This is a genomic window from Mucilaginibacter pankratovii (genome assembly GCF_014773265.1).
In the GTDB taxonomy this organism is placed as follows: domain Bacteria; phylum Bacteroidota; class Bacteroidia; order Sphingobacteriales; family Sphingobacteriaceae; genus Mucilaginibacter; species Mucilaginibacter pankratovii.
This window is the reverse complement of the sequence record NZ_JACWMY010000004.1, coordinates 240,177-266,680: the sequence shown is the minus strand read 5'-3', so window position 1 is coordinate 266,680 and position 26,504 is coordinate 240,177. Positions and strand designations below refer to the sequence as shown.

Annotated in this window: 23 protein-coding genes; 9 read left to right on the top strand and 14 right to left on the bottom strand. The window is 46.3% G+C overall.

From position 1 onward, the window contains the following. Positions 1 to 12: 12 nt before the first annotated feature. The 5 genes from IDJ77_RS09690 to IDJ77_RS09670 form a co-directional block, all read right to left on the bottom strand. Entirely contained in the window at positions 13 to 1,179 is a 1,167-nt protein-coding gene (locus IDJ77_RS09690) for an MFS transporter (RefSeq protein ID WP_191188740.1), read from the bottom strand. Between the two features lie 77 nt (positions 1,180 to 1,256). Then, positions 1,257 to 2,813 carry an amino acid permease gene (locus tag IDJ77_RS09685; protein WP_191188739.1) on the bottom strand — a complete coding sequence of 519 codons (1,557 nt, stop codon included), beginning with the start codon at positions 2,811 to 2,813 and terminating at the stop codon, positions 1,257 to 1,259. 409 nt (positions 2,814 to 3,222) lie between these two features. Beyond that, entirely contained in the window at positions 3,223 to 3,501 is a 279-nt protein-coding gene (locus IDJ77_RS09680; RefSeq protein ID WP_191188738.1) for a hypothetical protein, read from the bottom strand. Between the two features lie 88 nt (positions 3,502 to 3,589). After that, positions 3,590 to 4,126 carry a glycosyl-4,4'-diaponeurosporenoate acyltransferase CrtO family protein gene (locus IDJ77_RS09675; protein ID WP_191188737.1) on the bottom strand — a complete coding sequence of 179 codons (537 nt, stop codon included), beginning with the start codon at positions 4,124 to 4,126 and terminating at the stop codon, positions 3,590 to 3,592. A gap of 287 nt (positions 4,127 to 4,413) precedes the next feature. Beyond that, on the bottom strand, positions 4,414 to 6,654 hold the full coding sequence (locus IDJ77_RS09670) for a sodium-translocating pyrophosphatase (RefSeq protein WP_191188736.1): 2,241 nt from the start codon (positions 6,652 to 6,654) through the stop codon (positions 4,414 to 4,416). A 153-nt stretch (positions 6,655 to 6,807) separates the two neighbouring features. Here IDJ77_RS09670 and IDJ77_RS09665 point away from each other — a divergent pair, with 153 nt between their 5' ends. The 5 genes from IDJ77_RS09665 to IDJ77_RS09645 all read left to right on the top strand — a co-directional run bounded on the left by IDJ77_RS09665 (position 6,808) and on the right by IDJ77_RS09645 (position 12,261). Further along, a complete protein-coding gene (locus IDJ77_RS09665) occupies positions 6,808 to 8,256 on the top strand; it encodes an APC family permease (protein WP_191188735.1) in 1,449 nt (482 codons plus the stop codon). A 51-nt stretch (positions 8,257 to 8,307) separates the two neighbouring features. Beyond that, positions 8,308 to 9,735: a D-alanyl-D-alanine carboxypeptidase/D-alanyl-D-alanine endopeptidase gene (dacB, locus tag IDJ77_RS09660; protein WP_224751032.1), complete on the top strand. Its 1,428-nt coding sequence runs from the start codon at positions 8,308 to 8,310 to the stop codon at positions 9,733 to 9,735. 280 nt (positions 9,736 to 10,015) lie between these two features. Beyond that, positions 10,016 to 10,870, top strand: a complete 855-nt coding sequence (locus IDJ77_RS09655) for a bifunctional helix-turn-helix domain-containing protein/methylated-DNA--[protein]-cysteine S-methyltransferase (RefSeq protein WP_191188734.1) — start codon at positions 10,016 to 10,018, stop codon at positions 10,868 to 10,870. A 2-nt stretch (positions 10,871 to 10,872) separates the two neighbouring features. Beyond that, a complete protein-coding gene (locus IDJ77_RS09650; RefSeq protein WP_191188733.1) occupies positions 10,873 to 11,580 on the top strand; it encodes a 2OG-Fe(II) oxygenase in 708 nt (235 codons plus the stop codon). 84 nt (positions 11,581 to 11,664) lie between these two features. Next, positions 11,665 to 12,261, top strand: coding sequence for a tetratricopeptide repeat protein (locus tag IDJ77_RS09645; RefSeq protein ID WP_191188732.1), 597 nt, complete (start codon positions 11,665 to 11,667; stop codon positions 12,259 to 12,261). Here the strand turns inward: IDJ77_RS09645 and IDJ77_RS09640 are convergent, their stop codons facing one another. Next, the gene (locus tag IDJ77_RS09640) at positions 12,262 to 13,272 is read right to left on the bottom strand and encodes an MBL fold metallo-hydrolase (protein WP_191188731.1); all 1,011 of its coding nucleotides are present in this window, start codon (positions 13,270 to 13,272) and stop codon (positions 12,262 to 12,264) included. Positions 13,273 to 13,365: 93 nt separating this feature from the next. Between IDJ77_RS09640 and IDJ77_RS09635 the strand changes: the two genes are divergently transcribed. Further along, on the top strand, positions 13,366 to 13,671 hold the full coding sequence (locus IDJ77_RS09635) for a hypothetical protein (protein WP_191188730.1): 306 nt from the start codon (positions 13,366 to 13,368) through the stop codon (positions 13,669 to 13,671). A 5-nt stretch (positions 13,672 to 13,676) separates the two neighbouring features. On the opposite strand, the gene IDJ77_RS09630 is transcribed toward IDJ77_RS09635, so the two are convergent. Further along, positions 13,677 to 14,771: an AI-2E family transporter gene (locus IDJ77_RS09630; RefSeq protein ID WP_191188729.1), complete on the bottom strand. Its 1,095-nt coding sequence runs from the start codon at positions 14,769 to 14,771 to the stop codon at positions 13,677 to 13,679. 296 nt (positions 14,772 to 15,067) lie between these two features. Between IDJ77_RS09630 and IDJ77_RS09625 the strand changes: the two genes are divergently transcribed. Both IDJ77_RS09625 and IDJ77_RS09620 read left to right on the top strand, forming a co-directional pair. After that, positions 15,068 to 15,715 (top strand): Vat family streptogramin A O-acetyltransferase, encoded by a 648-nt coding sequence (locus IDJ77_RS09625; RefSeq protein ID WP_191188728.1) that lies wholly within the window; start codon positions 15,068 to 15,070, stop codon positions 15,713 to 15,715. 50 nt (positions 15,716 to 15,765) lie between these two features. Then, positions 15,766 to 15,942 carry a DUF6496 domain-containing protein gene (locus tag IDJ77_RS09620; RefSeq protein ID WP_191188727.1) on the top strand — a complete coding sequence of 59 codons (177 nt, stop codon included), beginning with the start codon at positions 15,766 to 15,768 and terminating at the stop codon, positions 15,940 to 15,942. 37 nt (positions 15,943 to 15,979) lie between these two features. On the opposite strand, the gene IDJ77_RS09615 is transcribed toward IDJ77_RS09620, so the two are convergent. The 7 genes from IDJ77_RS09615 to IDJ77_RS09585 form a co-directional block, all read right to left on the bottom strand. Then, positions 15,980 to 16,501 carry a hypothetical protein gene (locus IDJ77_RS09615; RefSeq protein ID WP_191188726.1) on the bottom strand — a complete coding sequence of 174 codons (522 nt, stop codon included), beginning with the start codon at positions 16,499 to 16,501 and terminating at the stop codon, positions 15,980 to 15,982. 6 nt (positions 16,502 to 16,507) lie between these two features. Beyond that, positions 16,508 to 18,613 carry a M48 family metallopeptidase gene (locus IDJ77_RS09610; RefSeq protein ID WP_191188725.1) on the bottom strand — a complete coding sequence of 702 codons (2,106 nt, stop codon included), beginning with the start codon at positions 18,611 to 18,613 and terminating at the stop codon, positions 16,508 to 16,510. Between the two features lie 2 nt (positions 18,614 to 18,615). Then, a complete protein-coding gene (locus IDJ77_RS09605; protein WP_191188724.1) occupies positions 18,616 to 19,596 on the bottom strand; it encodes a Gfo/Idh/MocA family protein in 981 nt (326 codons plus the stop codon). 138 nt (positions 19,597 to 19,734) lie between these two features. Then, a complete protein-coding gene (gene ligA, locus IDJ77_RS09600) occupies positions 19,735 to 21,762 on the bottom strand; it encodes an NAD-dependent DNA ligase LigA (protein WP_191188723.1) in 2,028 nt (675 codons plus the stop codon). Positions 21,763 to 21,896: 134 nt separating this feature from the next. Further along, positions 21,897 to 22,742 (bottom strand): endonuclease/exonuclease/phosphatase family protein, encoded by an 846-nt coding sequence (locus IDJ77_RS09595; protein WP_191188722.1) that lies wholly within the window; start codon positions 22,740 to 22,742, stop codon positions 21,897 to 21,899. A gap of 196 nt (positions 22,743 to 22,938) precedes the next feature. Then, complete coding sequence (locus tag IDJ77_RS09590; protein WP_191188721.1) at positions 22,939 to 25,056, bottom strand: vWA domain-containing protein; 2,118 nt, start codon at positions 25,054 to 25,056, stop codon at positions 22,939 to 22,941. A gap of 98 nt (positions 25,057 to 25,154) precedes the next feature. After that, positions 25,155 to 25,490, bottom strand: a complete 336-nt coding sequence (locus IDJ77_RS09585) for a winged helix-turn-helix transcriptional regulator (RefSeq protein WP_224751031.1) — start codon at positions 25,488 to 25,490, stop codon at positions 25,155 to 25,157. 111 nt (positions 25,491 to 25,601) lie between these two features. Between IDJ77_RS09585 and IDJ77_RS09580 the strand changes: the two genes are divergently transcribed. After that, the gene (locus tag IDJ77_RS09580) at positions 25,602 to 26,483 is read left to right on the top strand and encodes an NAD(P)H-binding protein (protein ID WP_191188720.1); all 882 of its coding nucleotides are present in this window, start codon (positions 25,602 to 25,604) and stop codon (positions 26,481 to 26,483) included. Positions 26,484 to 26,504 lie beyond the last annotated feature (21 nt).

Genomic DNA, 26,504 nt, shown 5'->3' with positions numbered 1-26,504 from the left:
GGTGTTCGGGTTTTACTCTCTCGACTTTAAGCGAATACTGAACAAAAGTGCAATTAAAATATATAAAGACGACAAAAAGAAAATACTATGTACCGATATAGCCGTAATTAACCCCGCGCTAACCGGCCCCAGGGTTTGCCCGATAGAGGCATAGGACTGGTTGATGCCCATCACCTCCCCTTTTTCCGAGTCGTTATTATGGTCGGCAATAATGGCGTTGAGCATGGGGTTGCGCAAGCCATTGAATAAGCCGTAGACAGATATACTTACGATGAACATAACCAGACCGGTAGCAAAGCCGGTTAGTATCATCATCCCCAGGCACACCAGGGTGGAGAGCATCAGGATCAAAGCCTGCGATGGAATTACTTTTTTGATCAGCGGAACCGCTAATTGCATCAATATCCCGGTTACACCAAAACCTGCGTACATCAGTCCGATTTGGGTGGGGTTAATTTTCAAAACATCTACCGTAAAGGTTTGAAAACCGATGATCATGGTGAACTGCGCCATTGTCAGCAAAAAACCAACCAAAACCGCGGTGCCTATAACCGGTTTCTTCATCACAGTAATGAGGGATACAAAGTTGAAGCTATGTCCTTTATCCTTACTCTTCCCGTCTTTCGTCCTTTTATTGGTTTCTTCCAAAAGGAACACCGTAAGCAATACACCTATCAGCGCTATACCTGCGGCGAAGAAGAAAGGCACCTTTTCACCAAACTTGCTGAGCAAGCCACCTATGGCAGGGCCTATTACAAAGCCGAAACCAAACGCCGAACCTAATATCCCAAAGTTTTTGGCGCGCTCCTTTGGTGAAGAGATATCCGATACCATGGCCTGTGCCACCGAGATGTTGCCACCTGTAATGCCATCTAATATCCGCGCAGCGAAAAGCAATATTAGGCTATTGGCAAACCCAAAAAGGATAAACGATGCGCAGGTACCCACCAGGCTGATAGCCAGCAAAGGCTTCCGGCCAAATCGATCAGAAAGTGAGCCTAACACCGGTGTGGCAAAAAACTGCGCGATAGAAAACGCAGCGGTAAGCAAGCCGATGGTTTGCCCGGTAACACCGAATTTTTTGCCATAGGAATACAGCAGCGGCACAATAAAGCCAAAGCCCATGGAATTGATCACCGAAATAAAAACAAGCACCCACAGGGTTTTATTGGCTTTCATCTGCTACAAAAAGGTTGAAAACAAAAAAGGTTCTGTGTTTAACAGAACCTTTTTTGTTTTATAGGTTTTAAGCTTAGTTATTCAACATATTTTGGGTTGATAGGGTCGTTAGCCGGCTCTACAACGCCTTTACGAACGTGTGAGCGTTTGATACTGTAGGTAAAGTAGATTATAAAACCTATCAGTAACCAAACAATTAAACGTGCCCAGTTTTCCCAGCCTTCGCTTGCTATCATACACAAGCAGATAGCGGCGCCCAGCGGGCAAACCACCATATACCATGGCGTTTTAAACGGACGAACCAAATTCGGATCGGTACGGCGCAGGATGAAGATACCCAAACATACCAGTACGAACGCGAATAAGGTACCGATACTTACCATATCGCCCACGTATTTATCAGGAATAAAACCTGCAAACAGGGATACAAACACAAAGAACAACCATTGAGATTTGTATGGTGTGCGGTGTTTTGGGTGCAGTTGAGAGAATACTTTAGGGATCAGGCCATCAACGCTCATGGTGTAGAACACGCGGGTTTGGCCCATCAGCATCACCAGGATAACCGAAGAGAAACCAGCCAGGATAGATACTGTTACAAACGATGCTAACCAGCCGTACCCAGGCATGGCTGCTTTGATAGCATAGCTAACCGACGCTTCTTTACCCTGGATAAGGAACTCTTTGTATGATACCAAACCGGTAAGTACGTGAGAGAACAGGATGTATAAACCGGTACAGATAGCCAAAGAGATCAAAATACCTTTTGGCATATCGCGCTGCGGGTTTTTAGCTTCCTGTGCAGCGGTGGATACTGCATCAAAACCGATGAACGCGAAGAAAACCACACTTGCGCCGCGCAATACGCCCAGCCAGCCATGGTTAAAGGTGTCGCCATAGTCAACCGTGCCCGCGCTTACCTTGATGGTACCCGCATCAGCAGGGATCATGTAAGGTGTGTGCAATGCAGGGTTGATGAAATGCCAGCCAAAACCGATGATCATTAATACGATAGCTACTTTTATTACTACAATAACGTTATTTACCACAGCAGATTCTGCAGTACCACGGATAAGTAATAAGGTAAGCATCAGCAAAATGAAGATGGCGGGAAGGTTCACATAGCCATGCTGACCAAGTTCGGCGGCGTACATACCGGTTGTGGTGTTAGATACCTCCAACGGTGAGTGCGACCAGATAAACGGTATATGCACGTTAAAGAACGTATGCAAAAACTCGTTAAAATACTGCGACCAGCCTATAGATACCGTTGCGGCACCCAAAGCATACTCCAGCACCAAATCCCAGCCGATGATCCAGGCGATAAACTCGCCCATAGTGGCATACGAGTAGGTGTATGCCGAACCTGCTATAGGTATCATACTGGCAAATTCCGCGTAGCATAAGCCTGCCAGCGCGCAACCTGCAGCTGCAATTAAAAAGGATATGGTTACTGCAGGGCCTGCGTGCTCACCTGCCGCAGCAGCTGTACGCACAAATATACCCGCGCCTATAATAGCGCCAATACCCAACGCAATAAGCGAACCAACACCTAACGTTCGTTTTAATGTTTTCTCCGATTCCGCCGACGCGGCCATTAACTGCGCTATCGGTTTCTTGATAAATAACTTCATTTTAATTTTTTAGTAAGATCAGTAATAGTTAAAATCGTGTAGCCCAAACGTACTTAAATTTATTGAAAAGATAAAGAGCAGAATGTAACAACGGTATGTTTGTTATAAACAGAATTAATCAGAGGCAAGAGATTAAGAATCAGGGGGCAAGAACGCTCGATTAAGGGTTGGAATATTGGGGATTAAGTCGAAAGAAATAAGAAGTCGTGCTAATTCTTAATTCATAAATTTGAGTTCAGGAAAAAACCGGAAATTTCGATTCTAAAAATAATGGCGATGCCTGCGGCCCGGGCTTTCCCTTACAACTCCTCATTCCGCGCTGCTGATAGAAGCAGCGCTTCATTCCGGGGTTTCCACTGCAATCCCTATCGCAGGTTTATGGCTAACTACTAAAGTAGATTTCCTCATTCTACGGCAAAGCCTTATACAAAAACCAGGGCGTAAGTACCACATTCAAAATTAGCATTAATACGCCTAAATACCTGTTAAACCTCCCGCTACTATTCAGGAGAATAATGCCCAAAACTATCCCGCCAAACAGCATCATCGCGGCATCAAAGTAGGTAAGCGCGTCCGGATCGGGTGGGTAAAAATCTATATTGAACAGGCCGAGGGCATCGGGCAGATAGAGGTAAATATCGTAGAGGCAAATGATGTAAATAATAAGTTTGACTAATGGCTTGTGCATGTTGGGATAAAGCTACTCATAGGTTTTCAATTTATAAAAACGTGCCCTAAACCGTTTACTATTAAAAACCTGATAATTACTTATTCCGTTACCGCCGTTCACTAATCTTTATGGCTCTTTCAATTCGCGGCCGGTTGTAGCGTTGCAATAAAACAGGGTATAAATTGAGTAATATATTCAGGACCAACAACCACAGGGACTTAAGTATCCCGAATTTAAAAGCCACAAAAATATTAAACCCTAACACGATGATGAAAATGAGGAGATGCCCCAATTCAGATTTTTTTGTTCGGTTATGGAGGTGTATTAAAGCTTCGGTATTCTTTTCTACCGGTGCCGCTTTTTTGTTTAGTTTTTCCCAGCCTATCCAAACCAATAGTTTCCGGTAAAAATCAATTCCGAGCGAACGGTATATTTTTCCGCCCCGTTCCCATGGTTGTTCGTTGTAATACCCCTGATTAAGCTGGCCTTTTAATGCTTCCGTAAAGTTGATCGTGCCTGCCATCAACAGGAAATTAAGCGCCCAGGCAAATGCAAAGCTGTCCATCTTCATGTAATGGGCCAGGGCGTACGTTAAGGCGATGGTGATGAGTACGATAAAAGTCAGGGTAAAAGTCTTTCGCATCGGCTACGTTCGTTAAGATTTTAAGGTGCAGCTAAACTCGCAAATATTCCTATATAGCGTAGTTAAAAATCGAAAATTGTGCTTTAAGTTAAGCAACTATACGTCATGCCGGTTTATCTCGGCACCCCATACAGCTTGTAACCGGCATGCAAAGCAGCCGGGCACTATGGCTACTTATATGATGGGGTCTTGAAACAAGTTTAAGATTACGTTTTGTGACTTCCACTTTCCAAACAAAAAAGCCTCCAAATTTTCATCAGGAGGCTTTCAAATAACTACAACTTAAATTACAATTTCTTATCTACCTGCACTACATGCACCGTGATGGATTGTACTTTCTCCTGCCGCTGTGCCGTTTTTACGCCGGTCTCATTCGTATTCAAATGCGGTGCAATAACCAGGGAAACAATCGACATCAGCTTAATGAGGATATTCATCGACGGACCAGAGGTATCTTTAAACGGATCGCCTACGGTATCGCCGGTTACAGACGCTTTATGCGGTTCTGATTTTTTGTAGTAGATCTCGCCGTTTATCTCTACGCCTTTTTCGAAGGATTTCTTAGCGTTATCCCATGCACCACCTGCGTTGCTTTGGAAGATCCCCATCAACACACCCGATACAGTAACACCGGCCAATAAACCGCCCAATACTTCCGGACCAAAAATAAAGCCCACGACAATTGGCGTAATTAAAGCGATAAGCCCCGGTGCAACCATCTCGCGGATAGAAGCCTTGGTAGAGATCTCCACGCATTTTTCATACTCAGGGCGTGCCTTATACTCCATAATACCCGGGATCTCGCGGAACTGACGGCGAACTTCTTCTACCATGGCCATGGCCGCGCGACCTACTGCCGAGATACACAGGGCGGAGAAGATGAACGGTATCATACCGCCTACAAACAAACCGGCCAAAACGTTGGCCTTATAAATATCAATATGCTCAATACCCGCAACACCCACAAAGGCCGCGAACAGCGCCAGTGAGGTTAAAGCTGCAGACGCAATAGCAAAACCTTTACCTGTTGCGGCGGTAGTGTTACCTACAGCGTCCAGGTTATCGGTACGGCCGCGCACTTCTTCCGGCAGGCGGCTCATTTCGGCAATACCACCCGCGTTATCGGCAATAGGGCCAAAAGCGTCGATTGCTAATTGCATAGCAGTTGTAGCCATCATACCGGCAGCAGCGATTGCCACACCATATAAGCCTGCAAAAAAGTAAGAACCGTAAATACCGGCTGCTAATACCAAAATTGGCAATACGGTAGATTCCATACCTACGGCCAAACCGCCGATAATATTGGTTGCGTGCCCGGTTGCCGACTGCCTGATGATGCTCATCACCGGGCGTTTACCCATAGCGGTATAATACTCGGTGATGATGGACATTAAAGTACCAACAACCAAACCTACCAGTATCGAACCAAAAACCCCGTTCTTGGTAAACACCAGTGAACCTGCTTTGATAGCATGGTTGGCATCCTCATCGCGCAGCATGTGAAAACTATCATTTGGCAGCATCCATTGCACCAAAAAGTAAGTAGCTACGGCTGTTAATATGATAGACGCCCAGTTACCTATGTTAAGCGCCTTTTGTACGCTGTCGGTTTCGTTTTTAATTTTAACAAGCGATGCGCCAACGATAGAAAACAGCAGACCCAGGCCTGCAATAACCATCGGCAATAATACCGGGGCTATACCGCCGAAGGCGTCGTTCGACACGATCTCACGGCCCAATACCATTGTGGCTAACATGGTGGCCACGTATGAGCCAAACAAATCCGCACCCATGCCGGCAACATCGCCTACGTTATCGCCCACGTTATCGGCAATGGTAGCAGGGTTACGCACATCATCCTCGGGGATGCCGGCTTCAACCTTACCTACAAGGTCGGCACCTACGTCTGCTGCTTTGGTGTAAATACCCCCGCCTACGCGGGCAAACAGCGCGATAGACTCGGCGCCTAAGGAGAAACCAGCCAAAACATCAAGCGCCTTCGCCATGTCGTCACCATTAACGGTAGCACCAGCAACGTTTTTTACGTACATCGTATAGAATACGATAAATAACGAACCCAAACCAATAATAGCTAAACCTGCAACGCCAAGACCCATAACGGTACCGCCTGTAAACGATACTTTTAAAGCCTGCGCCAGGCTGGTTTTAGCGGCTTGTGTAGTACGCACGTTTGATTTGGTAGCTATCCGCATCCCCAGATAACCTGCAAACGCTGATAAAAATGCGCCGATAACAAACGAAATTGCAATAACCGGGCTGGAGGTAGCAACCGTAGTGCCGCTCCATGCCAGCAGCAAGCCCGCAACTACCACAAAGTAGCTCAGTATCTTCCACTCGGCACGCAGGAACGCCATTGCACCATCTGCAATGTAGCCTGCCAGCTCGTTCATAGATGCATCGCCGGTTTCCTGTTTGGTTACCCAGGCCGATTTAATGGCCATAACAAGTATCCCCACGAGGCCAAATACCGGGATTAAGTAAATTAAGTAATTGTTCAAAAGATCCATATTCAATAGTTGGTTTATAAGTGTGCTTGGTTAAGAGTTTACACGCGGGGCGTAAATATAAATGGCTGGTGCAAAATAGCAAATTAATTTCTTTACAATAGAATGTCAAAATTTAAAGTTTTTGAATAGATTAGGGAACTTAAACTAAAATTGATGGCATCAGATACTTCTCAACCTAAAATGAAACACGAGCTGAGCTTGCTCGACGGCACCATGCTGGTAGCAGGCTCGATGATCGGTTCCGGGATATTTATTGTAAGCGCGGATATTACCCGCAACGTTGGTTCGGCCGGCTGGCTGATAGCCGTTTGGCTCATCACCGGTTTCATGACCCTTACCGCAGCCCTTAGTTATGGCGAATTAAGCGCCATGTTCCCCAAAGCAGGCGGGCAATACATTTACTTAAAAGAATCGTACAACAAACTCATCGCATTCTTATACGGCTGGAGCTTCTTCGCGGTGATACAAACCGGCACTATTGCCGCTGTTGGTGTAGCCTTCTCCAAATTTACGGCTTATTTAATACCGGCAGTAAGCGAAGACAACATCCTTTTTCAACAGGGCTTTGTGAAGATTAGCGCGGCACAATTAGTTTCCATCGTACTTATTTTCCTGCTTACCTTTATCAATACCAAAGGCGTAAAAGGCGGTAAACTGATACAAACCACTTTCACCATGACCAAGCTCTTAAGCTTGTTCGGGTTGATCATTTTCGGCTTTTTAGCCCTTAAACCCGAAATATGGAGCGCCAACTGGACCAACGCCTGGGACATGCATAAACTTGATATTGGCGCTGCAGCCAGCAAGCCAGGCGATTATGGCCCTTATGCAATTAACGCCGCTTTAGGTGCCATCGCTATAGCAATGGTTGGTTCTATCTTCAGCAGCGATGCCTGGAATAACGTAACATTTATAGCCGGAGAAATGAAAAATCCAAAACGCGATGTGGCGCTAAGTTTGTTCTTCGGTACACTCATCGTTACGCTTATTTACGTAGCGGCAAATGTAGTTTATACCGGCGTACTCTCATTACATGATATTGCCACTGCCGATAAAGACCGGGTGGCTGTAGCAGCATCGGATGTGATCTTTGGCAGTAAAGGGACGATAGTTATCGCCGTAATGATCATGATCTCCACCTTCGGCTGTAACAACGGTTTGATATTGGCCGGCTCGCGCGTTTATTATTCTATGGCGAAGGATGGCTTATTCTTTAAAAAGACAGGCGAATTGAACAAAAATGGCGTACCTGAATTTGGTTTGTGGATCCAGGCGGTAGTAGCATCTATTCTATGCCTCAGTGGCCGTTACGGCGATCTGCTGGATATGATATCTTTTGTGGTGGTATTATTCTACGTACTTACCATCATCGGTATTTACAGGTTAAGGGCAAAAATGCCAAATGCTGAACGCCCGTACAAAGCCTTTGGCTACCCGGTACTGCCTGCCATTTATATTTTAATGGGATTAGCATTCTGTACCCTTTTAATTATTTACAAACCAGAATTTACCTGGCCCGGATTGATCATTGTATTAATAGGTATCCCAATTTATTACATCACCAAAGCAACGAGCAAACAAGAGCCGGACGCTGCGGTTTAAATAATAAACAACCCGACTGTTCGCTCAGTCGGGTTTTAATTTTTTAGAGATTTGAATACGATAAATAAAATAAAGTCGATAACATTCATTAGCCTGCTTTTAGCGGGCAGCCAGCTGCACGCACAAAGCCTGCAGCAAAAATTACAAATAGCATTTAACAAGCTGCAGCAGGATAGCCAGTGCAAATACGCCACCCTCTCCTTAACCGTATTGGACGCCAAAACCGGCGAGCAGGTATTTGCCGCCAACCCTGATATGGGCCTGGCACCCGGCTCCACCCTAAAAACGGTCACCAGTATTACCTCGTTCTTTGTTTTAGGGAAAGACTACCAGTTTGAAACAACCGTTGGCTATACCGGCACAATCGATAAAAAAGGCACGCTAACCGGCGATATCATTATCAAAGGCAGCGGCGACCCTACCCTGGGCAGCTGGCGCTATGCAACAACCAAAGAGGGTTATGTACTGAATACCATGGTGGAGGCCATTAAAAAGGCAGGCATTAAAAAAGTGAACGGTAAAATTATTGGCGATGATGGGAGCTTTAACCACCAAAGCATCCCAGATGGCTGGATCTGGCAGGACCTGGGCACCTATTATGGCGCGGGCATTGCCGGGCTTTGCTGGCGCGAGAACCAATTTGATATTAAGCTGAATACCGGCGGCGTTGGCGATGCTATCACCGTGGCCGGCACCGTACCCAATACTTATTACCTGCAATACAAAAGCGAGCTCACCACCGGCGCCGCCAAAACCGGCGACCTGGCCTATCCCTACCTGCCCGGCTTCAACAGCAAAACCATGTACCTGCGCGGTACTTATGCTATCGACCAAAGCAAAAAAACCATCTCCGCCGCTATCCCCGACCCGGCTTATGATGCCGCTTTGCGTTTAAGCGATACCTTAAAGAAAATGGGGATTGCGGTAAGTACCGATCCGGCGTCTTCCTTATCCTTAAAAGAGAAATCATTAGTTGTACCTGCGGCCACAAATAGCTTAACTGTTATTAAATCTCCCGAACTGAGCAAGATCGTTTACTGGCTCAACCAAAAAAGCGTAAACCTTTATGCCGAGCAGTTGCTGGCTACTATATCAACAAAATTAGGCAAGGGCGCCGTTACCACCGATGGTGTAGAAGCGGTAAAAGACTTTTGGGAAGCAAAAGGCATCGATCATCGCTCGATGAACATCTATGACGGTAGCGGCCTTTCGCCGGAGGACAGGATCACCTCCTCTACCATCGCGCACATCCTACAAGCCGCCCACCAGGAAAAATGGTTTGGCGACTTTTATGAGAGCCTGCCCGTTTACAACGATATGAAAATGAAAAGCGGCAGCATCAGCGGCGTACAGGCCTATGCCGGTTTCCAGAAAAATAACAGCCGTGAGCTTTGCTTCTCCATCATGGTGAACAACTACAACGGCCCCGGTAGCGGCATAAGGGCGAAGATGTTTGCGGTGTTGAATGAGATGAAGTAGAGGTTTAGTCTCCTCCCCTGAAGGGAAAAGAAGTTGAAAAGGAATAAATATTACTCGCTGTCATTTCGAGGGAAGCGAAGCGACGAGAAATCTTGTTAAACATGCAAAGCGGATTTGCATAGCCGCTTTGCATCGACGGCTTTGCGCATCTAACAAGATTTCTCCCTCGTACCTCGGTTCGAAATGACAACGCTTTATAATCGGTGCAACCCAAACTCCGCAAGTTTCGGGTTCTTTAGCCTTTGTCGCCACGGTACATTTGTGTTATAATCTTCATATCATGGAAACACAAAACAACATCAATTTCGATCGTATTGCCGAGGCGATAAATTATATCAAACTCAATTTTAAAACCCAGCCCAGCCTGGATGAAGTGGCCGAAAAAGTAAACCTGAGCCCCTACCACTTCCAGCGCATGTTTACCGATTGGGCAGGCATCAGTCCAAAAAAATTCCTGCAATACCTGAGTTTGGATTACGCCAAAGGCATCCTGAAGGAACAACAAGCAACTCTGTTTGATGCAGCATACGAAACCGGCCTTTCCGGCACCAGCCGTCTGCATGATCTGTTCATCAACATAGAAGGGATGACACCCGCCGAATACAAGAACGGCGGCAAGGCGCTCTCCATCAATTTCAGCTACGCCGAAACACCCTTTGGCAACATCATTGTGGCATCAACCGCGAAAGGTATTTGCTACATAGCGTTTGCGGATGACAAGGACGAAGCATTCAACAGTCTGTACGCGCAATTTCCTAACGCCAGTTATTACCAGGTGGTAGATCTGGCACAGCAGAATGTGCTGTATATTTTCACCCGGGATTGGTCACAACTATCATCCATCAAGCTCCACTTAAAAGGCACCAGTTTCCAGCTAAAGGTTTGGGAGGCATTACTGAAGATCCCAATGGGCGGGTTAAATACTTACTCGACAGTAGCTAAAACGGTAGAATTACCCACCGCGAGCCGTGCCGTTGGGAGTGCTATTGGTGCAAACCCTGTCGCTTTTTTGATACCTTGCCACAGGGTTATCAAATCAACCGGCGAGTTTGGGCAATATCATTGGGGCGCCAACCGCAAATCGGCCATTATTGGCTGGGAGGCAGCAAAAGTTAACAATTTCAGCATCGTATAAATATGGATCTGCAGCAAAGAATTGAACAAACCGATTGGGCGAACATAACCGAAAGCCTGAACGACAGGGGTTATGCCACCATCCCAAAAATACTATTGGCACATGAATGTGATGCCTTGATAGCTAACTACGGCGACGATGCTCTTTACCGCAAAACCATCCAAATGGAAAACCATGGCTATGGGATGGGGCAGTACAAATACTATAACTACCCGCTGCCTGGCGTAGTACAGCAACTGCGCGAAGGGATTTACCCTAACATTGCCACCGTTGCCAATAACTGGATGAATGCTTTGGGGATCGAAAAAACATTCCCCGGTACTTTAAACGAGTTAACGGAATTGTGCCACCAGCACAACCAAAATCGCCCTACTCCACTCATATTAAAATACGGCAAGGGCGGCTACAATGCCATGCACCAGGACCTGTATGGCGAGATCTTCTTCCCCATGCAACTGGTGGTTTGCCTCAATGAGCCGGGCACCGATTTTGAGGGTGGCGAATTTGTTTTAGTTGAACAGCGGCCCAGGATGCAATCGAAAGCCATCGTATTAAATCCCCGTAAAGGAGATATGCTGATATTTACCACCAACTTCCGTCCGTCGAAGGGAACAAAAGGTTATCACCGCGTAAACATGCGCCATGGCGTAAGCGAACTGAGCAGCGGCGAAAGGCATACGCTTGGGGTAATTTTTCATGATGCATCATAATGGTTACTGTAATTTAAACATCCCCATGCAATGCCCCGGCTATTCCTGCGTTAGCTGATTATATTTGCACAAATTTGCTACCTTATGCCTAAGAAAGTATTATTACTGTTGATCGCCGTTTTTGCCATCGTAACCGCCAGGGCCCAAACCGCCGAAGAAGTTTATAACCGTTATCTGGATTTTAACCTCTCCCGACTGGAAGGCCCAACTACCAAAGCGTTGGAACTTGGAGAAGCGCTGTTACCCGATACCGCCAAGCTTACACCCAAGGCAAGGATCAACTTCTATTACTCGATAGGGAAGTTATATGAGGACGATGAGCAATCGGTAAAGGCCAAAATATATTATGAGCGTGTTGCCGCCGCCGTACCCAATTACTACGTGGTACAGCGTGCCTTAGGCTATATCTACGCTAAACAGGCAGAAGTATTTGCCGGCCAGTTGAACGCCACAGCATCAAACATCACCGAAAACAAACGAATAACAGCGCTATATATGGCCGCCGCAAAAAAGGCTATCCCCTACCTCGAAAAAGCCCAGGCCTGCGACCCGGACGATGATACCCTTACGCGTATTAACATCCTCCTTAAAAACACAAAAGACACACAGGGTTTAGCAACGTTGAAAACCAAACTCGCCACCCTATCAAAAACCTGCGTAGACCTGCTGGACGATAAGTAACTAAAACCCCAGCGGCTTGCCCTGGCGCGGATACACCAGGTTCATCTCCCGTTTAGTATTGAGATAATTTAGCTGCGTTTTTATTTTGGTGATGGTTTTGTAAGGTGGCTTGAGGTGTGTAATTACCACATTCAGCCCTTTGAGCGATGTACCCGAAAGCTGCGCCAGTACATCCAGCTCATTCATCAGCAAACGCGGCGTAAGGTGCCCGAAAAGGCTTTTATCGGGTTGCTCGTTAGCATAGCTTACTTCTATCATCAGCGCCTTTAATTTACCGGCTGCAACCAACGGGGCTACGGCTTCCCATAGTTTGTGCAGGTTCTGGCTTTTTTCTTTCTCATCGGCACCTGTATCGCCCAGGTACAATACATAACTATCTTTGCTTCGCAGTAAAAAAGCGGTGCTGGTTAAATTAGAGTGGCTCAATGGGAACGCCTGTACCTGCATCTCTGTGTTATCTACCGGGGTTTCTACACCGGGTTGCAACACGCTGTAATGGTATTTTCTTAGCTGAGGGTTACCGCCGTCGTCGGCAAAGTTGGCCCAGCTTTCCCAGGTAAAATAATGCGTCTTTACGGTTTCGAGGGTACTTGCCAGTCCGTAGATATTTTTGGTGCTGTCTTCCGGAGAGTTGATGATGAGGCCTGCGATATGATCGAGATGGGCGTGGGATATAAAATACCCCTTAATATACTGCTTCAAAACTTTTTCACTCCGCGCGTCGAAGGCGTTTTCTTTGATAGCTTTCTCTATCCCGGCATGCAGCGTACCGGCATCCAGGCAGGCGTAATTATCAGAGCCGGCCGGTGCTACCATATAAGCCGATAAGTTACTTTCGTCTATCCCTCCCAAAACACCCAAAGGCACTATCCGGAAAGATGACGCTGCACCTGCCGTAACTGTAGGAATATGTTTGGGTTGATAGCTCTTCTTGTGCTTGCGTTGCGCAAATACAAATATGGGCAGCAGGAAGAGGCAGGTAAGGGTTATTAGTTTGCGATGCACTAACATAGGGGAATTGTTTTCTCAAAAATAATCATCCCTTTCACATAAAGGAATTATTTATAAACGCATTTTGAGCCAAAAACTTTTACTTTGCCCGGTATGAAAGTTAGCCAGATAGCCGCGAAAGCTGTAGTCCGTATATTTTTTATTTTATTGCTGATAGCGCTCATCCCCTTTTTGCAGGGCGACGGCAGCAAATTGCAGCACCTTTACCTCACGCCAAAACACGCATACATGCTGGCCTTTCCCATTCTGTTGATACTGGGTTTTATCACACTGCTGGTGCTTTGCTCTATCAAAAAATACAGCAAACCCGATATGAACTGGCTGTTGGTGGTAAACACCGTAGTGTTGATAGCCTACGCTGCCACACTGTATATCAGTATATATAAGCTGATCAAATAGCGCGGTTATTCCGTCTTCATTTTCTTTTCTGCCGATTCTTTATACTCATAATCGCCGCCCAGCAGGTAGCCCCATGGCTTAAGGCTGTCGATCCGGTCGAAGATAATTTTAAAAATGGCGATGATAGGGATAGACAAAAACATGCCCGAAAGCCCCCAAAGCATCTCGCCCAGTATAATACCAATGAATGTGATAAGCGCATTGAGCCTCACTTTAGAGCCTACTACGGCGGGCAACAATACATTTGCATCCAGCAAGTGGATGCCAATTACGCTTGCCCCCACGGTCACCGTTTCGCTGATGGTACCAGTTGCAAAGGTGATGAGCACACTTAAAAACAGCGCCGTAAAAATACCCAGGTAAGGAATAATGTTAAAAAGCCCAACAATAAGCCCAAGCAGCGCCGCGTATTTGATACCGATGATCCAAAAAGCCGTCATGGCAACGGCCGATACGATAACCATCTCCAGTAACAGGCCAAAAATATATTGCCGCAATATCTTCTGCACATTCTCGGCTATATCAACTACCACATGCGAGTGATCATCCTCAAAAACAGAGATCGCAAAACGGAAGAGCAGCCGCCTGTAAAACAGGATGAAGAAAGTGAATATCATGATGAAGATGTAGAACAGCATCAGCGAAGAAATGGCGCCGAACGTGGTCTCGAGCACCGCGCCACCTGATGCCATTATTTTGCGGGCGGTATTGTCTACATAGGTCATTTGTTTAGTAGCATCTATCTGGAAAGCGTGCTGCACCCATTCCTGTAAACCGTCTACAGATTGATCAACCTGCTTTTTCAGCATCGGCCAATCGCTGGCCAGGTTGGAGATCTGCGCGCCAACCAGGTACAAAATGCCGCCAACAAAGCCTATCATCAATAAAATAGCTACAAATGATGAAGCGCTGCGGGGGAGGCGCAACTTCTTTTCTAAAAAGTTGGCCAGCGGCAGTAACAGCACTGCAAATAAAAAACCAAATAAGAGCGGGTCCAACAGATCTTTAGCTACTATCACAAGGTATCCTAATATGCAGAAACCTATCAATACCAGGGCAAGCCGTTCGTAAAAGGGGGCGATGATTTTTTTGATGGGCATATTATAGGGGTAACGTTTTTTTCATGATGAACATAGTTATAAATGCGCAGTTTTTTGCAATACAATTCAATTAACTTAAAAAGCGTAAATAAGTTGCGGATAATTTCAATTGATTTTTAGGCTTGTTCGCGTTCGACATCGGGCGCGAACAGCCCGAACAAGCCCGAACATTGTGATTTTAAACGAATAAGTACTGAATAAGCGTGTAAAAGTTCTAAAGGCGATTCCCCTGATATGCCAACGATGCATTTGTGCATTGTGATACAATTACTTAAATTCACTCAAATTTCTCACCCATGCTTAACGGACCAAATCCTGGTATGCGCTACCCGATGGAGCCGTACCAAAACCTGGTATTTTTAAAAAACATGATCACCCGCCCTAACATCGAGGTAGGCGATTATACGTATTACGATGATTTTAAAGACCCGGGCAACTTCGAAAAGAATGTGCTTTACCATTTCGATTTTATTGGCGATAAGCTGATCATCGGAAAGTTCTGCGCTATCGCTTCGGGCGTTAAATTTATTATGAACGGGGCCAACCACGAAAGTACCCCTATCTCTACATTCCCGTTCGCTATCTTCCGTAACGGATGGGAAAAAATAACTGATAGCGAGCACCCCACCGGTAAATTCCCCTACAAAGGCGACACCGTTGTTGGTAACGACGTTTGGATAGGATTTGACGCCACCATATTACCCGGTGTGAAGATTGGTGATGGCGCGGTGATAGCTTCAAAAGCAGTAGTAACCAAAGATGTACCACCCTATTCCATTGTTGGCGGCAACCCTGCAAAACTCATCCGTAAGCGCTTTGATGACGATGCCGCCGCCCGCCTGCAAAAAATAGCCTGGTGGAACTGGAGCGCGGAAAAAATAACCGAAAACCTGCTGCTGATCAATTCGGCAGATATTGATGCATTGGAGAAAGCGGCCGGCTAATTTTGGCAGATCGTTTGCTATGTTTTAGGTTGAAATAAAAACTCAACATCATGGCAAAATATTCTGAAAAAGCGAACGAAAAGGTAGAAGAAACCATGCACGAAATGAAAGAGGGTAAGCTAAAAAGCGGCAGTGGCAAAAAAGTGACCAGCAAGAAACAGGCCGTTGCCATTGGCCTTTCGGAAGCCCGTAAAGAAGGCGCAAAAGTGCCTAAGAAAAACGATTAATACACACCAAAGGCCCGGAACTCCCAAGCCTTTGGTATTATCTTTCCTCCATCGAAAAGGTAGATATCACCCAATCATTTAACTCCCCTTTTGTGTCGAGGACGATCAAATGGTCAATATCCTCATCGGGTTTATGAGCAGGTTCGGCGCTATATTTTTTTACCACTGCGCGTACCGCAACAATATTCGCGTTGTTTGGATCCCGGTCCTCTTTATGCTCCAAAACATATTTGGAGAAAGCTGCCATAAAAACAAAGCCCAGCTGGGGGTTACGGTCAGATAAGTTCATAACCGCCTCTACCAATCTGATAGTAACAGCCGGCGTACCTTTGGCCCATTTTAGTAAAAACTGATTAGCCTCCTCTGTTTTTTGCGGTTGCGCTTTCCAGGGGGTTTGCTGCAGCCAGTCGGCAGTTTTTATAATATCGGGTTCATACTTAGCGTAATCGTCCCTGGTTTTAAGCACATAGTTCTTGGGCACATCAAAATTTTGTGCATATCCCTGCATACCTGTCGTTAACAGGAGGAGTAATAAACCCAGTATGGCAAAACTCTTCATAATTGCTTAAGCCCTGTTTTCTAACAAATTAAGCTGAAAATTCAGCAAATATTTCTTCATTTCAAAATGGTGCTTCGATACTGCTGATATATAGGCCTGGGTGCCCTTATTAAAAACATCGATAGCCTCATTATCATAATTTGGATGGTTAAAATACACCCAATCCTTCATTAAATATTTATTCACCTCTTCTACTTGCGCTGCGGTAAGGTAGCAGTTTATATTTTCATTTGCAACAAGCTGTTTTACAACTGGTTTTAAATCTTTTTCTTTAGCGTAAATTGCATCTACCGTATTGCTTATTTCGGCATAGGGCATACTTTCATAGATCTTGTTAAACAGGCTCAAAGCCTCGCCATACTGCTGGTACCGGCCTACGGCTACCCTCTGGCAGGCAAAAAGCATTTTATATTTCCCGGCAAGCTCCTCACGCTCTGCAGGGGTTCCGCAAATATTAGTAAAGTAAATAAAGGCTTGCTCATCCAGCTCCTTTATCCGTGCTTCGGTTTCTTTGTGCTCCGTATTTATCAGCCCTTTAATATACGGGGCATCGTCCCGGCTGTATTTGTTGCCTTTATAATCAAAGTTCTTTATATCAAGGCGCACATTGGTGATGGTGTCCATTATTTCGGCATCGCCTTCCATACGTTCGGCAGCCTGCGGCAGGGCGCAATTCTCATCGGTAAATAAGCTATCAAAAGTGTAGGTGTTTTTACCATCGGCTGCTGCAAGGGCGGCATCTACATCAAACTCATTAATATTTCGGTCGTAGTAGTTTTTGTAGCGTTTATCAAGCAGATCGGTGTTTACAGTGGCGTTAAAGTCCTCTTTAAACTCATTTAAATTTACAAAAGCGGCCTCGTTGCTTTTAGTTACGCCTGCATATAAGTGATTGGTGAGCATCACCTGCAGTTCCCCGGCGTTGTTAAATAACGACCATGCAGATTGGTGGTTTACATCTGTAAACAGGTTTATCCGTTCCAGGTGCAATTCGCGGTCTTCCGTTGATGGGTGCGACGACCATTGGTCCTCAATAACCACTTCACTGTTATCGGTTATAAACATCCCCTTTTTTATTACCGGCAGGCCCGCGCTGTCGGTGGGCATCAAACGCCTGTCGGCAAAAAGTCTCATCATTTCCAGTTGCTGCGGATATATGTTTTCCGACCGTTTATTCTCCGCCAGTTTTGTGTTCCAGTAATCTAAAAGGCGGCTATAGCATAACTGCCCAATTTCTATTCTTTTAAGGGATGTAACCAAGTGGTTTGAGCCGCTTACATAGGCCGCCACAGCATCTGCATGAAACTCCATTTCGCGCGAGAGGCTCATATATGTTTTGTTTAACACAATATAAACCTGCCGCAAAACATATTGCATGCCTTTTATTATCTGTACGTTTATAAAGGCAATTGCCTTAAATACCCAATGGCTTGCTGCCATGCTGCCAAGAACGCGCTCGTAACCTTCATTGTCATAAAGCATATTATAAATAACCTTGTTGAGGTTGTATACATAGCTGCCAAACTTCATACTGCGCTGCGAAAAGTGGCCAAATTCGTGCGCCATAACCGCTTTAAATTCGGATACATTAACGCTATTTACCAGCCCCAGTCCAATCTTAAGATTCTTTTTTACCGGGAGGAACATGCTCCAAAAACTGGAATCGTAAAACACACCGGCATTTACATCTGCCGAAAGGTAGATCCGTTTTGGAGCAGGCGCGTTTGCCTCCTCGGTTATTTTATTAATGAAAGCGAAAAGATTGGGTTGTTCTGCAGCGGTAATCTCCATCAGATCTGACCGATCCTCGTGATTTTTTTTGAATAAGAACTTAATGACGAAAAATATGAGCATGAGGCCCGAGCCAATAAGGCCGAGCCCGACCATGATAGTTAACCAATGGACCTTTAGCGAAATAATGCCTATGCCGAGTGCTCCAAACGCTATAGCTAAACACACGGTGATTGCAAAAAGCAAAAGGTAGCACAGCACAAACAGTAAAATTGCAGCGATGGAGCCATAAACCTTTTTTGTGAAGGACGCAGATGGCTTGAGGATACTTTTATCCGCTCCGGCAGGCATCGGGGGATATGATAAGGTTAGGGTATTCATTGTTATTTTAGGGTAAACGAGTCTATTATTTTCATTAACACCACCGCCTCATCTATAGTGCAGGGGTTTGGGCCTTCATCCTTAAAAAAAGCCACTATTTTTTCTATCATGGGCTGCTGTATGTGCATCGGATGTGTAAAATCTGTGGTTTCTTCGCCTGCTTCGGTTTTTAGCGTAACAAATTTACCAAAGAACGGGAAAGTAATTTTCCCTTTTGTGCCAACGATCTCGCAGGTATCTACCGCTTCGCTTTCGGCCACGTTAAAACTCCAGGAGCCGTTTACTATCACTTTGTTTTTAAAAACGATCAAGCCGCAAACATGGTCATCAGCGGGGCTGCTATTTGCCTGATTAAGGCTGTAGCCGTTATAATGTTCGGGCTCACCAAAAAAGTAGAGCATCAGATCTAACTGGTGCGGGGCGAGGTCGTGAAAGTAACCACCGCCAGATACTTCGGGGTCCAGCCGCCAGTTGGTACCGGGGTATGTAGGTACCTTAGGCTCGCGGTTTTGCCACATGCGGATCTGCACGGTGCGCACATCGCCAATGGCATTATTCTCCAACAGGCTTTTTACATACAGAAACATAGGCAGCGCCCTGCGGTAATGCGCCACCGTTAGTTTGGCACCGCTTTCCCTTACAGCTTCCGCCATTGCCTCTGCCTCGGCGGCGTTGCGGGTTACCGGTTTCTCTACATAAACATTGAGGCCTTTTGCAATGGCGCGTTTGGCGTAATCTAAATGCGAAGACGGCGGCGTAGCGATAGATACAGCATTTACTTCCGGATCGTTCATCAGCAATTCGGCATCGCTGTACCATTTGCCAACGTTGTGTCGGCGGGCATAATCGGCCGCTTTTTCGGCATCGCGGCGCATTACAGCAACCAGGCTGCTATCGGCTATTTTATTGTAGGCCTGGCCGCTCTTCAGTTCGGTAACGTCGCCGCAGCCGATAATGCCCCATTTAATTTTTTGTGATTCCATTTTTTTGATTACACCGATACTTTTTTTGATTTCACCGATACTTTTGGATTACACCGATTACTATTTTTTGGATTACACTGATTTTTATAATGTTGATTACACTGATTTTTTTTGATTACACTGATTTGATCGGTGTAATCATCCCATAATCGGTGTAATCATTTTTAATAATTCTTCATCGCTGATGATGGGTATGTTTAGTTTGTTGGCTTTCTCCAGTTTGGCAGGGCCCATATTATCGCCGGCTACCAGGTAACTCAATTTGGCAGAGATGCTGCTCAATATCTTGCCGCCGTTTTGCTCGATGATGTCCTTCAATTCATCTCTCGAATATTTTTCGAAAACACCCGATATGATGAAGCTTTGTCCGGCTAATTTTTCGCTGGCCAGCGTTACTTCTTTCTCCTCGGCTACAAGCTGAAGCCCGGCGGCTCTTAATTTTTCAATTTCTGCGCGATGGCTTTCGTCGGCAAAATATTCGGTAATGCTTTGGGCTATGCGGCCGCCAATTTCTTCGGCAGCGGTTAGTTCCTCCACCGATGCCGTCATTAACTTATCGATGGTTTTAAAATGAGCCGCCAGTTTTTGAGCTACAGTTGCGCCCACATAGCGGATGCCCATGCCGAACAGCACTTTTTCGAAGGGCTGCTGCTTGGATTTTTCAATGCCATCCAGCATATTGTTGATGGATTGCTCGCCAAAGCGGTCCATTTGCTTTAGTTCGTCGGTATGATCTTTTAAAGCATAAATATCGCTGATGTGCCTGATGAAATTCCGGTTGTACAGGGTGTTGATGGTCTCATCGCCCAGCCCATCGATATTCATGGCCTTACGGCCGATATAGTGCTGCATTTTACCAACTATCTGCGGCGGGCAGCCTTCATCATTAGGGCAATAAAAAGCGGCCTCGCCCTCCTGCCTCTTTAGTTCCGTACCGCAGGCGGGGCAATGGGTAATGTATTGTACAGGCTGCGCATCGGGCTTGCGCTTATCCAGGTTTACACTGATAATTTTGGGGATGATCTCTCCGCCCTTCTCTACATAAACGGTATCATGCTCGTGCAGTTGCAGGCGCAGCATAATCTCGTCGGCATTGTGCAGGGTGGCGCGTTTAACGGTGGTACCGGCTAACAGCACCGGTTTCAAATTAGCCACGGGCACTACAGCGCCTGTACGGCCTACCTGGTAGGTTACTGCAAGCAGTTCGGTCTCCACCCGTTCGGCTTTAAATTTATAGGAGATGGCCCAGCGCGGCGATTTGGCTGTAAAACCCAGTTCCTGCTGCTGCGAGTAGTTGTTTACTTTAATAACGATGCCGTCGATATCGTAACTCAGATTATGCCTTTCGGTATCCCAGTGACTGATAAATTCGAGCACGCCGCTGATATCGCTTACCAAACGGCTATGATTATCAATATGAAACCCCCAGCTTTTTACAGCCTCGAGGCTTTCCCAATGAGTTTTAAAGAGTGTTTTTTCGGTATATAATCCATACAGAAAACAATCCAGCGGGCGGCGGGCCACCTCGGCAGAATCCTGCAGTTTCATGGTGCCCGATGCAAAGTTGCGCGGGTTGGCGTAGGGTACTTCACCATTATCAACGCGCTCTTTATTTAATCGTTCGAAAGCCTTGAGGTGCATAAACACTTCGCCGCGGATCTCGAACAGATCGGGGTAAGTACCTTTCTCCAGTTTCTTGGGGATGGTGTGGATAGTGCGCACATTGGTGGTTACTTCATCGCCTTGGGTGCCATCGCCGCGGGTAACGGCGCGGGCCAGTTTACCGTTCTCGTAAGTGAGGCTCATGGATAAACCGTCGAACTTCAGCTCGCACACGTATTCGAAATTGTCGCCTATGGCTTTGCGTACGCGCTGGTCGAAATCTACCAGTTCCTGCTCGTTATAGGTATTGCCCAGGGAGAGCATGGGCCAGCGGTGCCTTACGGTTACAAACTCTTTGGTGATATCGCCGCCGACCTTTTGCGTAGGCGAATCGGGGTCTAAAAACTCCGGAAATTCCTTTTCCAGCTTATTCAGCTGCTCCAGCTTCTGGTCGAAATCGTAATCGGTAATGGTAGGCATAGCCAGCACATAATAGTTGTAAGTGTGCTGTTTAAGTTCGGCAGTAAGCGCTTGTATCAGTTGTTGGGCTTCGTTAGGCGACATGATAGCGAAGATAGTTTTTTTAGTTTATAGATAATAGTTCATGGTTCATAGATTTAGTTCATAGCAGATGGTTCATGGTTCATAGCAGCCGCGCTTTTTCCTATGAACTATCATCCATGATCTATGAACCGGAACTACCTATACTTCAGTGTCACCACCACCGGGTAATGGTCTGAAGGCAATCTTCCGTGATAAGTATTGGTAAGGATGCCATAACGGGTTACCTTGAATTTTTTGGTGACGAAGATATGGTCGATACGGGCGTCTCCGGCTTTGCTCACATCATAGCCATTAAAGGTATTACTTGCTGCCAGGCGAATGGGCGATAACTCGTAGCTGTCTCTTAACAAGCCCGAAGTATTAATGAGCGTATAACTCTCATTAGTTTGGTCGACATTGAAATCGCCAGTGAGGATAGTGGGTGTATTGCCTGCCATTTGTTTAATCTTCGCCATTACCAGTTTGGCGCTTTCGCGGCGGGCCACTACGCCAACATGATCCATATGGAGGTTGAAGAAATTAAATACCAGCCCGGTTTTCAATTCTTTAAACTGCGCCCAGCTGCAAATGCGCGGTAACGCTGCATCCCAGCCCTTGTTTGGTTTATCGGTAATGGTCGACATCCAAAAATCGCCCGACTTTAGGATCTTAAATTTATCGCTTTTATAAAATATAGCGGAATGCTCGCCGCCGTGTTTGCCGTCGTCGCGCCCGGCGCCTATCCATTTATAACCGGGCAGGCTATCGTTCAGTTGGGTTAACTGGTGGTATAAGCCTTCCTGGATGCCGAAGATATCCAGTTCGTTAAAGCGAATGATCTGCGCAATATTGGGATAACGTGCCCGCCAGCCATTGCCGGCGATAGAATCGTCCTTACTATCGTAACGGATGTTGTATGTAGCGATATTGAGTTGCTGGGCCTGGGTAGTAGTGGCAGTTGCGGCGAGCAACAGCAGGGCGATGATAATTTTGATTTTCATAAGTGGTGATGTTAACGCGCCAAATTTACAAATCCTCTATGTTAAGCGCGAGGAGTGCTGTATTATGATTTTGTTACGGGCTTTGCCGGGGAGTTTTGGCTAAAGCCGGGCGTTTTCTGCATTGTACCGTTGGTTGAAACCAACGGCAATGAAGGTGAATTTCGGAGACATCCGCTAACTGCTAACTGCCAACTGATTACACCTCCCCTTCTCTCTTCCTTAAAAACCATTCGGTGCTTAGCAATATAACCAGCAGGGCAAAGATCCATTTCAGGCTGATCATATCACTGTAGCGCTTATCTTCATAAACAACCGTTTTAATGTTTTCGTTTTTGCGGATGAGCGCGGCAAGCTGATCTACCTGCGCCGGCAACAGCATCTGTCCGCCGGAACGTTCTGCAATGCTTTTCAGCAGGCGATGGTTGGCTGTGCTTTGGCGGGTTTCCAGGTTCAATTGTTTTACGGTGAGCTGCCCGTTGGCAGTGTATTGCTGCTTCCCGTTTTTGGCCATGACCGAATAGCTGTACTCGCCAACAGGTAATGTACCTGCGTTTAACTGGTAGCTTTGCCCGCTGCGGGTGAACAGGAAACTGTAGTTTTTACCGTCCCTGCTTTTTAACGCGATGCGTACATCGGGGGTATTCACCAATTCCAGCGCATCGTTGTACAATTCGGCGTTCAGCAGCACATTCTCGCCTTCATCAAACACGTTTTTGGATGGATACACCCTGAAACGTTCGCGGTTAGCATTGGCTGTGAGGTATTGCACGCCCTGGCTAAACAATTCTTCTACAGCATGATGGTTACCATATTCGCGGTACTCGGCCAATTGCCAGCGCCAAAGCCCTTCGGCGGTAAGCACGGCAGTGCGGCGGCCACCTTCATCGCTAAAGGCCAGCAAGGGGTAATTAGTAGGCACGCTGCCTATCTTTTGCTTCAGCAGTACAGCAGCATTGGGCTGTGCCTCGTAGGTACCATAAGCGGCCAGTAAAGGCGGCAGTTTGGCAATTTTGTTTTGGGTAGAATCTGAAAGCGTGAAGGCCATAAAGGTTGACATCGGCTGCGCGAAAACTTCCTGCACATCATCCCTTCCGGCATTTGCGGTTACCACTTTTTGCGCCCGGTTAAAAGCAGCCATATCCGCCTGCGCGCCCGACATCAACCACAAAGGCATTTTGCCCGTTAAAATGTTTTGCGCCTTATTGTAACTGGCTGCGGAGAGCTGGTATAGTATGGCCAGGCTATAATCGCTTACATTGAGAGAGGCAATGTCCGTCATTAAACTTGCCTTTACCTCAAAGTTGCGGTTACTTTCTACCGATTGTTTGATCACGCTGATATCCGGGTGCGGGCCATCATAAAGCAGCAAGATCTTTTGCCTTGCATCCAACACCTCTATATAAAAGGTTTCGGTATTGTTTTGTACCGATAGCTCATTTTTTACCGGGGCCAGGTTTACCGTAAATTTACGGACACCCTTTTTATCGGCGTTCAGCTTTAGAGGGATAACTTTTTTAAAGGCGGCAGCAGTGATAGCGATGTTTTGACTGCTAACCTGCCGGCCATCTTCGCTAACAGTTAGCCGCATGGTTTCACCCGTACTTTGGTAGGCTTCGGCCAGTATCTCCACCTCGAAATCATTCCCTAAGTAAGCGGTTTTGTTGTAGTTGATATTACCTATCAGAAGGTCGCGGCGTGGGGTTGTATCGCCAAGGGCGATGGTATAAATACTGGTTTTGATATTGCGGGCTTCGTATTGTGGATCGGTGCCGAGGTTGTAGAGGCCATCGGTAGCCAGTACCAGAGCGCCTATGTTGCGGTTTACAAAGCGGTCGTTCAGTTGGTGCAGGGCAGATGAAATATCGGTTTGCTTGCCGTTGAAGGTATTGGAGAGACCGTTGTGCAGGTCCTTATCAAAATTGAACTCGTGCACTTCGTAGCCATCCCCGAGCTGGGTTTTGAGTTGGGCGAGCGCGGCCTCAGTCCGGCCCTCTCCAGAGGAGGGGGAATTAGAAGTCCTATCCTTTGGAGAGGATTTAGGTGAGGCTCCCTGAAACAGCTTCACCGATTGCGAATTATCCTGCGCTATCAATATCACCGGCTTTTGCGGCTGGTAGCTTACGGATCTAATTAGCGGCGACACGAGCAATAATGCTAAGAGCGTAACCACCACAGCCCGCAAGGCAAACAGCACATACCTTACTGCCTTGGCCAGTTGCACCGGCTGGCGATACATGAGCCAGGCATAAAGCAAACCTAATACAAGGCAAGCCGGCACCCACCATCCCGAAACAGATCCCCAGGTAATTGACATTAGTAATTAATAGTGAATGGTAAATGGTGAGTAATGCGCATACAATCCATACCCGCAAAATGCGAAATTATTGTGATAAGCTTTGATTTTTCTGCCTGTTAAATATTATCGGCGCTCCATTGCTCGTAGCCCCATTTAGCTATGGCATTCAACACGGGCTTTATACTCTCACCCCTATCGCTAAACTTGTAGATGACGTATGGTGGTACCACAGGCTCGGCATGGCGATCAACCAGGCCATCGGCCTGTAGCTGTTTTAAATGCTGAATCAGCATTTTTTCGGTAATGGTTGGTATCGCGCGTTTCAGTTCGCTGTAGCGTTTGGGGCCGCTCATCAACTGGTAAAGAATGATGGGTTTCCAGTGGCCGCCTATCTTGTTCATTACAAAGCTCACCGGGCAGGCCTGCATGCTTAGTTCTTTATTAAAGTCCATGTGGAGTTTTCTTTTATCTGTGTCATCACGCTTGCTTACTTAAGGGTAAGTACTTGTAAAAAAGTAAGTACAAATATAACTTTGTCCCAACAAATAAAAAATATAATTATCATGAAAATCATTTTAACAGGCTCATTGGGGAACATTAGTAAACCCTTAGCCATAAACTTAATTATTGCAGGCCACAATGTAACCGTAATCAGCAGCAGCGCAGATAAAGCCGCCGAAATTGAAGCCCTTGGCGGCGTGCCCGCAATCGGTTCGGTTAGCGATGTGGCCTTTTTAACCAAAACATTCACCGGTGCCGATGCATTGTATGCTATGATACCGAATGATCTTAGTTCCGATAACTTCCGTGCGCACATTGGCGGCGTGGGCATTAAGTACGCCGAAGCCATTAAAGCAAGCGGCATTAAAAAGGTGGTGCTTTTAAGCAGCATTGGTGCACATATCGATGGTGGTACAGGCCCTATCTCGGGCATCCATGATGTGGAGCAAACCTTTAATCAATTGGATGGCGTTGATATCCGTATCCTGCGCCCGGCGTTCTTTTACACCAATTTCTTCAACAGTATTGCTATGGTAAAACATGCCGGTATCATTGGCGCTAACTATCCTGGTCATAATACCCAAGTAATGGTACACCCCCGCGATATTGCCGAAGTTGCGGCTTACGAATTGCAGCAGCCCTTTACCGGTAAAACTATCCGCTATATTACCAGCGACGAGCGCACATTTGATGACGTAGCCTCTGTTTTAGGCAAAGCCATTGGCAAACCTGATTTGAAATGGGTAGAATTTACAGACGAGCAATCCCTGCAAGGCATGCTGGATGCCGGCCTGCCGCAAGAATTTTCGCGCAGCTATACCGAAATGGGTGCAGCTGTAAGGGAAGGCATCCTTTTTGACGATTACCTGCAACACAAACCCGAATTTAGCAAAACCAAACTGGAAGATTTTGCGGTAGAATTTGCAGCAGCTTACGCTAAGTAATTAGGTTAGTTGCGATATAAA